This is a genomic window from Roseateles sp. GW835-FHT13E02 (assembly GCF_058794035.1).
Genome location: NZ_JBXAGJ010000034.1, coordinates 23,780 through 33,465, shown reverse-complemented (window position 1 = coordinate 33,465; position 9,686 = coordinate 23,780). Strand labels below are relative to the sequence as shown.

Here is a 9,686-nt window from a genome sequence, read left to right as displayed (position 1 = left end):
GCCGTCTGTAGAGTGGCAGTCTGTTCTCTGTTCAGCCCTTCGTTCGAGTCGGCGTGTGCAATCCAGATCAATCGGGGTCAGGTCTTGCGGGGGGATTCAATGAGACGGTGTTGACGCGGTGGGAAGTCCCTGTAACTGGTTAGGCAGCGCCTTCACTTACCCAGCCCCTCTCCGCATTTTGGACAGTACTTTGGCCGCGAGAAGAATGCACCGCCGCGCACCGTGGCACCGCAAGCCAAGCAGAACCTGAACATCCTGACGTTTAGCCAAACCCCAACTGCGATTAGCGGAACAAAGCTGAATAGGCTTTCGAGTGGCAGCCCTGCGGCCGCGAAAACCGATAGGAAAAGTACTCCGTGTGTAGAGGCGATGTACGGAAACAGCTTGCGCTTCAGCGCTCCGTCCCGGTTGAGCCAGAGAAAGACAGCAGTCGCCACAGAAACCAGGGCCAGAACTCCAAATGGAATGAGCACCTGCGGCGAACTCGGATTGAATGGTTCCATGACGATCTAGATGCCTAACGTTCGAGCTGAGGGGCCGCAGCCAGCTGGCCGCGCGGAGCTGAAAATGTACAGGCAGCGCAGCGCGGCCAGCTGGCGGAGGTCCACTCGAGCGCTGGGTTAGGCGTCAGTCTTCGTCTTGAAACCATATGCAGAAATAGGTGCCGTTGCTACCTGTGACTATTAAGCCAGAGTCGAAAGTTGATTCAGTCAGTGGATTCCAGCTTTCTCGCTTTGCACATTCGCCGTTCGAGAAGAATTTACTCGCCGGGGTGCTGTGCTGTTGCAGCAGATGATTGGCAATCTCTTCTGCCTGGCTTGCCGGCATGCACTCGCCTTCGTACGCCATGTCCTTCCAAAGAAGCTCTCGCAAGATAGCGAACGCGGATTCCCTGTTGTGCTCAACGAGCAGTGAGGCGTCGGGTGTGAGGCCGAACTTGCCGAGAACGCGCGACATATCGTTGTTGATCTCTGACACCACGGCACAGCGAATTTCACCGTACTTGCGGGCTTCGACGATGGAGCGCGGGTCGTTCATGACGCCTAACGTTGGAATTCAGCCGACCAGCCAGCGGAGCTGGCGCAGGTCGGCTGCAATGAAGGGTTGGGCGTCATGGTGCCGGCAAAGATAGTGCGCGAGTTACTGATTGGGCGACAGCATTTGGAACCTGCTTCCGCTCCAGGTACCGAGCCAGCTTTGACACCATCTCGGACCAAATCAAGAGGAAATGGTCTAGCATTTCTTCCGCTGTTGCCTCCTCATATGGCGCCACCACATCCAACCGCACCATAAGCCGGCTGTTATCGGAAATTCTGATGTGGATTGGCGCACGCCCAGTCGGAATTCGCTCAAAGTAGCTATAGATGACAATGCCACTTGGCAGTGATCTATGGTTTATGGCGCGCAACGACTTTTCGATCCGGGAGCTAACACCCGGAATTAGCTTGACTATCTCGCCTTGAAGCTCGGCGAGGTTGCTAAACCCGACTCCTGCGAACGCATCCATCGCTACTTGCCTGACGCCCAACGTTGAAGCTGAGGGGCCGGAGCCAGCTGGCCGCGCGGAGCTGAAGATACACAGGCAGCGTTGCGCGGCCAGCTGGCGTAGGTCCACTCGAGCGACCAGTTAGCCGTCAGCTTCACAGCCCATCCTCCCTGGCCGACAGCCAATCCTGAAAGTGCTCTCGAGCCAACTGTGCCGCTTCCCGGCTGGGGAAAAACAGGTCGGCACCTCCATCGTAGGGAGCGTAAATGCGGCGTCGTTGAACATCAGCGAACAGTACTGGTCCAGTTCTATCGTCCGCGACAGCAAGGAAAAGCTCGTTGAAGGCGCCCTTCTGCCATCGAACTGGCAGATCGAAGAACTGGAATTCGTCGTCCTCATCTCCGGCAGACAAGAAATGCACCGGTGTTCGGCCATTCAGCGGCAACTCCTCAAATGACCATGCTCGGTTCTCGCCGAAGCGAGTGATGAGCAAATGGCAATCGGCATCGTCTCCTAGGACGTAGCTTGCGGCGGCATTCTGGCGATCGAGTAGCTCAGCTCGCTCAACCTCCGTCTCCGCATACCGCTTCGATTCTGGAAGGCTATGAATACGCAGCCACCGATCTGCCAATGTCTCTCGACATAGGAAGCCCGCAGGCAATGCGTCGCCAAAGCTGGCACGCCACTCGGTCGCGAAAGGAGGCATTTGCATCTGATGGCTAACGTCGAAGTTGAGCCGCGCGCGGCGGTTGGGCACGGAAGGCCCAGAATGAAATGGGGGCCTGTAGTGCCCAGCCGTTGCGAGTCGGCTCGAACGCAAGGTTAAGGCGCATTTCCGGCCCTCACGAATTCGAACAATCCAGAGTTGGATGCTGGGTCCAGCGCGCGCAAATTGAGTGCCGCCAAGATATTCGAAACCAGTTCCTGAGCATCCATTCCGCCAGCGACGTGAAAGGCAAAGGTCTCCAACTCTTCATTTGCTCCGAAGCTCACTTCAATGTGATAGTCGTCCCGCTGAGCAATTACGCCCCAACTTGGATCAGAGAAATCAGCGTGCGGAGCAATATCTTTGATCGTGGCGATGAACTGATCGCGCCTACCAATTACTCCCGGAACAAAGTCATCTGGAATATCTTCAACTGAACGAATGCCAGCAGGCAAATCTTGCACAAAGATGTCGCGACCCATATGCGCCTTAACGTTGAAGCTGAGCCGCGAGCGGCGGCTTGCCGACGCGAGTCGGCTCGAGCGACAGGTTAGACCGCATTCTCAAGTAGCCTCTCCTCAACAGCCTGGCCGACCGCACACAAGACGTTGTGATGCGTCTCGCAAACGAGCCAGCTGAGGTCTTTGGCGATAAGGTAGTACTCAAAGCCGTAGCACTCACCAATGATTCGGGAGGCCATTTCAGCGGATGTGTCGAACACGGGGGACTGAGGCAGCTGATCGTCTTCGGCGATAAACCAGATTCGCTCCGACGGGTTCGGAACGATGAGCGGCAACTTGCGCCAACCGTCCCCAGAAGGAAACGCCAACGAAGCGCCGGGCTCACGGAAGGACTCCCACCACCAGCGCCTGTCATTCGTTCCGACAAAGCGATGCAAGGCAGCGAGATAGATGCGATTGCTTTCATCCGGTGGCACTTGAGTCATCGCGCCGGGGTCGATCCCGAGTCGTTCGGTCGTGCGCTGAATTTCTTCGACGATCGTTTGCATGGCAGTTCGGCGGTTCTGCGGTCTAACGTTGAAGCTGAGCCGCGAGCGGCGGCCTGCCGACGCGAGTCGGCTCGAGCGAATGGTTAGAGCGCAGACTGTGGGTAGGCGTCATGACGCTAATGGGGCCAAAGCTCAGGCTTGGGGTTAGATGGAAGAACGAAGAACCTCAGCATGGCCAGCATGGACACAAGAGTACTTGGCACCCGGTACTGGCTGATGTGATCTTCAAGCTCTTGAAAAATCAATGGGTCGCCTGGTGCTCGCATGACAAGGCATGCATTCACGAAAGGTGTTTGCAAGCAAAACATCTGGCCTTTGTAGGTGAAGTACGCTTCAAAGTCATCAGTGAGTGCCCATGACTTTTTGGCTAGCACCGTCACACCAGGCAGCTGCGCTATGTGCCAAAGCAAGCGTGAGGCTGGTGTCACCGGATCGATCTCCTCGATCTCCAGCGAGTACTGACCCCTTGCTGGATCAGAAGCACGAGTGATGGTCAGCGGCATTTCTGCGCTCTAACGTTTGAGTTAACCGGCAGGCGACAGAGTAACGCCGCCGGGCAAGAATGAAATGACGCCCGGCGGTGGCACGCCGGAGCATGTCCGGTTGAACGATGGGTTAGCCATTTGATGACTCGCAGCGCTAATCCTCTGCTGCAAGCACATTTTGCTTGCCGCTAGATTCGTAGACATTGATCACAGATAGGCACTCCCGCAGCAATGACTGCCTGTATTCAGCTTCCACGGCGGCGAGAATCCGATCGCTGGAGAGCAATAGTCCTTCTTGGCAAAGGAGACGAAGCTCCCCGAGTGGAGTCGCCAGAGGAATCGCATCCAAGAAGGAATCAAAGACCGGAAACCGCTTCGGGACATCGCTTCCAAGATGAAACAAGGCTTCTCGCACCCGCTTGGCTCCATAGACTAGGCCGAGTTCAGCGGTAAGCATTCGCTGCGCTGCCCTTACAGCCCGCTTTTTTCTCGCAACTTCTTGCTCCGGTGTCATGGGAAATGGCTAACGTTTGAGCTAACCGGCCCGGGACGGCAGGACACCGCAGGGCCAGAATGAAATGAGGCCCGAAGGTGGCATGCCGTTGCGGGTCCGGTTGAGCGATGGGTTAGGCAGCACTCTTACGGCTCGGTGGTGAAATTCTTGCCGGGCAACTCTTTGCAAACGCCCTTTGAGGCGGCTTGCTTGGCGGCGAGCAAGGTGACTACGGTCTTCGGCTGCCTGTATTCAACTAGCTTGGCGACTTCCACTTGTGCCAAGTAGGTGCTTCGCTCCCACTTGCCCGATTCGAGCTTGGTGTTTGAGAACCATACTACTCCCTCGTACTTGCTTGGCGTGCAGCGTCCGATGAATGTGCGGACAGTCTCCACCAGCGATTGAGACTCAGGGTCTCGATATCTGCCGGGATACGAGTAGCGGCGTCCGGTTTCGCCACTTTGGTGAGGACCGTCGGCAGGAGACTGAATATAAAGATTGCGATTGATATCGCATTCTTTGCAGCCGAGTCCGGAGTAGACCAAATATGGCTCGCCGTCGGACACTCGTAGCTCGGCGATGAGTGACGGCTCGTGCACTGCGGTTTTGAAGGCTCGAGCTTGGCTGTACTTCAGCAACCTATAGTCAGTCTCGGTCGAGTGTGCATGCCCAGCGAGCACGAAGGTGGCTGTTGCAAAAGTGGAGAAAGCGGAGCGCATCGCTTGTGCTGCCTAACGATTGAATTCAGCGGCTGCAGAAGGCAGTCCGCTGGAATGACGGGTTCGGCGTCGCCGCTTAGCGCCGGCATAGTGAACGCGGCAGTAGAAGCCTCCGCGCTCCGATTCAAACACCTCAGACACGGACACCTCATAAATACCTAGCCTAGTAAAGATCGGTTCCCTTACTTCGGCGCCATCCCATCGCGTGGCTTCGACGCTTGTTGGGATACTGAGGCTTTTGACCTTGGCAAACTCATCAGGCGTCATGAGTTGCACCATGTCTTGTGGGGGCGCGCCAATGACCAGCATGAAGGTGGCACCGTCTGCGAGACGTGTCACAGAAAGTTCACGTCCATGTTTAGGCCCGAGCGAGAGTCTGAGGGTATCACCGGCATGTAAGACACGAGGGGCGCAGCTAAGAACACGTGGAGAGTCACGCCATTCTTCAGGTGCGGCAGTCGCCAGGAGCGAATAGCTAAGCAGGAATGCCGAAAGAGAAGCTCTCATGACGCCGAACGTGAAAGTGAGCGGACGCCGAAGGCGGTCCGCTCGAATGACAGGTTGTGCAGAGCCACTTCGGAGGCACTGCCGTGGAACTGCCCGAGAGCATACCGAAGCGGTACCCATGCGGCGAACGCCCGAGGCGTCAAGCGCTTTGTCCGCCTGCCCTCTGGCGGCGAGCCAAGAAACGGCGAACAAACTGCGAAGCCAAAACAGGCAAGATCACGGCGGCCGGAAGCTGGACTCGCTTGCCTGAAGCCCGACTCGAATATGCGCATTCCGGTTTGATCTGCGAGATCGCGGCGTTCGCCGAACCAAAAACGGATCTTCATGCGCGGCCTAGCTTGCTGCACAACGTTGAAGCTGAGCCGCGAGCGGCGGCCTGCCGACGCGAGTCGGCTCGAGCGAATGGTTAGAGCGCAGACTGTGGGTAGGCGTCATGACGCTAATGGGGCCAAAGCTCAGGCTTGGGGTTAGGTGGAAGAACGAAGAACCTCAGCATGGCCAGCATGGACACAAGAGTACTTGGCACCCGGTACTGGCTGATGTGATCTTCAAGCTCTTGAAAAATCAATGGGTCGCCTGGTGCACGCATGACAAGGCATGCATTCACGAAAGGTGTTTGCAAGCAAAACATCTGGCCTTTGTAGGTGAAGTACGCTTCAAAGTCATCAGTGAGTGCCCATGACTTTTTGGCTAGCACCGTCACACCAGGCAGCTGCGCTATGTGCCAAAGCAAGCGTGAGGCTGGTGTCACCGGATCGATCTCCTCGATCTCCAGCGAGTACTGACCCCTTGCTGGATCAGAAGCACGAGTGATGGTCAGCGGCATTTCTGCGCTCTAACGTTTGAGCTAACCGGCCCGCGACGGCATGACGCTGCAGGGCCAGAATTAAATGAGGCCCGAAAGCGGAATGCCGTGGCGGGTCCGGTTGAGAGATGGGTTAGGTCTCATTGCTCGCCCCAGTAGCCACGCTCAAAGGGTTTAAACGCAAGAGCATCATCGGCACCAACACCAAGCCGAGCCATGAGATCTAGGTATACAGCTTCGACTTGACCCCGCGCAGACTCTTCAACCGGACCGAACGCTCCCGCAGATGTGGCGCCCATGCCAAAAACGAAGTCAATCTCGCCGCCCCAAGTGTCGTACTGCATGAACAGCCAGGGGGGCGCCGTTTGCAATTCCAAGATCGCGGGCAAAGTCTGCGATTTGGTCGGCCTTGAGGATCTCGCCGATCGTATGCGGAAGCAGAACGCCAATGCCGCGGAACGGGAGCGAAATCTCTCGCCACACTGCATCCGCCGGCAATTCAACCGGGCGGGGTAGTGGCATCGCAACGAGGAACCCAGAGAACTGGTAGGACATGGTGATGGTGAGACCTAACGTTGGCGTTCAGCCGCCGCCGAAGGCGGTCGGATGGAACAACTGGTTAGATGGCATTTAGCCACGAAACCCCAAAATTTTTGGGAGCCTACGCCACAGCAACGCAACAACGGCGACGGCAACCGGAAGCCCGACAAACAGCCATGCGCTTTGCTCTGAGATCGAGGTTAGCAAGCGCGAACATATCGCTGCGGCACTTCCCCATGCACCGCCGGCCCCGATCGCCGCCGCGGTGCATGTGAAAGTCTCTCGAATTCGACTTACCAAAGTGGAGCGCATAGCGCCTGCCATCTAACGTGTTGTATACCGCAGCTGCACGCCGCATATCACGGCCGCTGTCGCAATAACCGGCCAGGCGAAAACCCAAGCAAGTGCCTGTCGGATCACTCCTTTTCGCTGCTGGATTGAGATTTCAAACGGCATTAATTTCCACGACAAAAGCCGCGCCTGTTACAAATACACGGCTTGGGCTGCAACGCAACATCCAGCCGGCCGGTGGTTCGCCATATTGCCATCAGTTCATGGCGTTAATTCCTCAGGCCAACCCTTGAGTGTCGCGCGACCAAACTCCCGGCTCCGGGGCCAGTGGGGTCACCCAGCGGAGCGCGACAGCGGCGCCCAGTCAACCCTGACCGCGCCGGCCAGGGTCTGCCCCTCCCGCTAAGCCCCCGCCCCCTGCTCCGCCAAGGCCTCCTTGATGAAGCGCACCAGCGCACGGGCGGTTTCTGAGCCGGCGGGCATGGGCAGGCTCAGGGCCTGGATCCATTCGCCTTCCTTGACGGTCAAACGCCAGCCCGGCAGCACGTCGACCAGGCCGCTGCCCTCGGTGGCGGCGGGCACGCAGAAATCCGGGCTGAGCACCACGCCGCCGCCGGCGCGGGCCATGGCCAGCAGCACCTCGTGGTCGTTGCCCCAGGCGGCGGCGCGCAGGCTGAGTGCGGCTTCTTCCAGCGGGCGGCCCTGGGCGTCTTCGCGCAGCCAGCGGCGTTCGCTGGCGTCTTCGTGCTGGCCGACCAGCAGGCAGGGCAGGTGCAGCAGATCCTGCGGCCCTTGCAGCGGGCCGGCCGCGGCCGCCCAGGCGGGCGAGGCATAGGCGCGCACGGCGTAGCGCAGCAGGGGCTGGGCCACCCAGTCCTCGGGCGGCTGGGCGGTGGCGCGGAAGGCCAGGTCCACGCCTTCGGCGAGCAGATCGACGCGGCGGTAGGTGAACAAGAACTCATAGCGCAGCGCCGGGTGCAAGGCCTGAAAGCGCGCCAGCAGCGGCGGCAGCACATGGTTGCCGAACACCGGCGGCGCGCTGATGCGCAAGGTGCCGCTGAGCTGGTCACGCTCGCTGCGCAGGGCCAGGCGGGCACCTTCGGTGGCCTCCAGCACCACCCGGGCGCGGGCCTGCAGGCGCCGGCCGGCTTCGGTCAGGCTGAGGCTGCGGGTGCTGCGCGCGAACAGGGCCAGGCCCACCGCCGATTCAATCGCGGCCACGCGGCGGCTGACGGCCGCGCGCGTCAGCCCCAGATCCCGCGCCGCACGGGCAAAGCTGCCGGCTTGGGCGATGCGGGCGAACAGCTCCAGGGCATTGGCGTCCAGGGCCTGATCGGCGGCGGTGCGGCGGCTGCGCGACAGGCGCGGGGCGCTGCTCGTTTTTGCTTTTGTTTTTGTTGTTGCTGTCGTTGTCGTTACGGTTGCCACTGCTGCCGGGGTCGACGGAGCAGGCGATGGCGATGGCGAAACGGGCGGGTGGCGCGGCTTATTTGTCAACGTTTGATTACCAATGTGTCGATTCAACGCAGTCTAGTCGCTGAAATCTCGCCAATCTAGACTGAGTTCCCGTGTCCTCCACGGCCTACCACTTGGTTCCACAGCCCTCCACCGCCATCCACCGGCCGCCACCCGCCAAGAATCCCGATGAAACCCACTGCCCCCTCCCTGCCCCACGCCTTGCCCCCGGTCCAAGCCGTGCAGCTGCGCTGCGCCGACGGCCGCCTGCTGCACGCCAGCTGGCAAGAGCCGGCGGGCCCGGTGCGCGCCCTGGCCGTGATCAGCCCGGCCATGGCCGTGGCCAGCGGCTTCTACCGCGGCTTTGCCGAGTGGCTGGCCGGGCGCGGCTATGCCGTGCTCAGCTACGACTACCGCGGCATCGGCCGCAGCTTGCAGGGCTCGGTGCGGCAAGAGCGGGCCGGCCTGCGTGAATGGGCGCAGCTGGACATGGCCGCCGCCCTGCGCGCCATCGAACACCGGCGCCAGCGCGAGCAGCGGGCGCAAGGCCAGCCGCTGGGCGTGCTGGCCATCGGCCATTCCTTTGGCGGCCAGGCCATCGGTCTGGCGCCCGGCTTCGAGCAGCTGGACGCGGTGCTGGGCGTGGCCGCCCAGGCGGCCGACTGGCGCTTCTGGGCCGGCGTGCAAAAGGCCAAGGCCGCGCTGTTTTTCCATGCCTTGCTGCCGGGTTTGAGCCATCTCTTCGGCCACGCGCCCGGCTGGGTGCTGGGCGGCCGCGCGCAAGACCTTCCCAAGGCTGCGGCCCTGCAATGGGCGCGCTGGGGCCGGCGGCGCGGCTATCTGTTCACCGACCCGGCGGTGCAGGCCGATCTGGGCTACCACCGCTTCACCGGCCCGGTGCACCTCTGGAACATCAGCGACGACACATTGTTCGGCCCCGGCCCGGCGGTGGACCACCTGGGCCAGCAGTTCCGCAGCGCCGCGCTGCAGCGCCACACGCTGGACCCGCGCCAGCTGGGCCTGCGCGCCATCGGCCATTTCGGCATGTTCCGCCGCGAGCTGGGCGCCCAGATCTGGCCGCTGCTGCTGGCGCCCGTGGAGCAGGCCACGCCGCAGCTGCGCGAACGACTGCTGGCTTGATCGGCAGCGCTGGCTACACTGGCTCTTCACCCCCCACCCGCCACGGCCCA

The 9,686-nt window shown here is 60.5% G+C and carries 11 protein-coding genes; 1 reads left to right on the top strand and 10 read right to left on the bottom strand.

All coding sequences use genetic code 11. The features are described 5' to 3' along the window. Window positions 1-627: 627 nt before the first annotated feature. The 10 genes from AC1Q6P_RS22980 to AC1Q6P_RS22935 all read right to left on the bottom strand — a co-directional run bounded on the left by AC1Q6P_RS22980 (window position 628) and on the right by AC1Q6P_RS22935 (window position 8,469). On the bottom strand, window positions 628-1,038 hold the full coding sequence (locus AC1Q6P_RS22980; protein ID WP_492666076.1) for a hypothetical protein: 411 nt from the start codon (window positions 1,036-1,038) through the stop codon (window positions 628-630). A 602-nt stretch (window positions 1,039-1,640) separates the two neighbouring features. Continuing rightward, on the bottom strand, window positions 1,641-2,243 hold the full coding sequence (locus AC1Q6P_RS22975; protein WP_492666077.1) for a DUF3885 domain-containing protein: 603 nt from the start codon (window positions 2,241-2,243) through the stop codon (window positions 1,641-1,643). 65 nt (window positions 2,244-2,308) lie between these two features. After that, complete coding sequence (locus tag AC1Q6P_RS22970) at window positions 2,309-2,674, bottom strand: hypothetical protein (protein ID WP_492666078.1); 366 nt, start codon at window positions 2,672-2,674, stop codon at window positions 2,309-2,311. A gap of 68 nt (window positions 2,675-2,742) precedes the next feature. Next, a complete protein-coding gene (locus AC1Q6P_RS22965) occupies window positions 2,743-3,201 on the bottom strand; it encodes a DUF6756 family protein (protein ID WP_492666079.1) in 459 nt (152 codons plus the stop codon). Window positions 3,202-3,317: 116 nt separating this feature from the next. Then, the gene (locus tag AC1Q6P_RS22960; protein ID WP_102766718.1) at window positions 3,318-3,704 is read right to left on the bottom strand and encodes a hypothetical protein; all 387 of its coding nucleotides are present in this window, start codon (window positions 3,702-3,704) and stop codon (window positions 3,318-3,320) included. A 136-nt stretch (window positions 3,705-3,840) separates the two neighbouring features. Next, window positions 3,841-4,200, bottom strand: coding sequence for a hypothetical protein (locus AC1Q6P_RS22955; protein ID WP_492666080.1), 360 nt, complete (start codon window positions 4,198-4,200; stop codon window positions 3,841-3,843). A 125-nt stretch (window positions 4,201-4,325) separates the two neighbouring features. Continuing rightward, window positions 4,326-4,898: a hypothetical protein gene (locus AC1Q6P_RS22950; protein ID WP_492666081.1), complete on the bottom strand. Its 573-nt coding sequence runs from the start codon at window positions 4,896-4,898 to the stop codon at window positions 4,326-4,328. 946 nt (window positions 4,899-5,844) lie between these two features. Beyond that, a complete protein-coding gene (locus AC1Q6P_RS22945; protein WP_492666082.1) occupies window positions 5,845-6,231 on the bottom strand; it encodes a hypothetical protein in 387 nt (128 codons plus the stop codon). Window positions 6,232-6,350: 119 nt separating this feature from the next. Beyond that, entirely contained in the window at window positions 6,351-6,554 is a 204-nt protein-coding gene (locus AC1Q6P_RS22940) for a hypothetical protein (RefSeq protein ID WP_492666083.1), read from the bottom strand. An 889-nt stretch (window positions 6,555-7,443) separates the two neighbouring features. Further along, on the bottom strand, window positions 7,444-8,469 hold the full coding sequence (locus AC1Q6P_RS22935; RefSeq protein ID WP_492666084.1) for a LysR family transcriptional regulator: 1,026 nt from the start codon (window positions 8,467-8,469) through the stop codon (window positions 7,444-7,446). 216 nt (window positions 8,470-8,685) lie between these two features. Between AC1Q6P_RS22935 and AC1Q6P_RS22930 the strand changes: the two genes are divergently transcribed. Continuing rightward, window positions 8,686-9,636 (top strand): alpha/beta hydrolase family protein, encoded by a 951-nt coding sequence (locus tag AC1Q6P_RS22930; protein WP_271007399.1) that lies wholly within the window; start codon window positions 8,686-8,688, stop codon window positions 9,634-9,636. The last annotated feature ends 50 nt before the right edge of the window (window positions 9,637-9,686 follow it).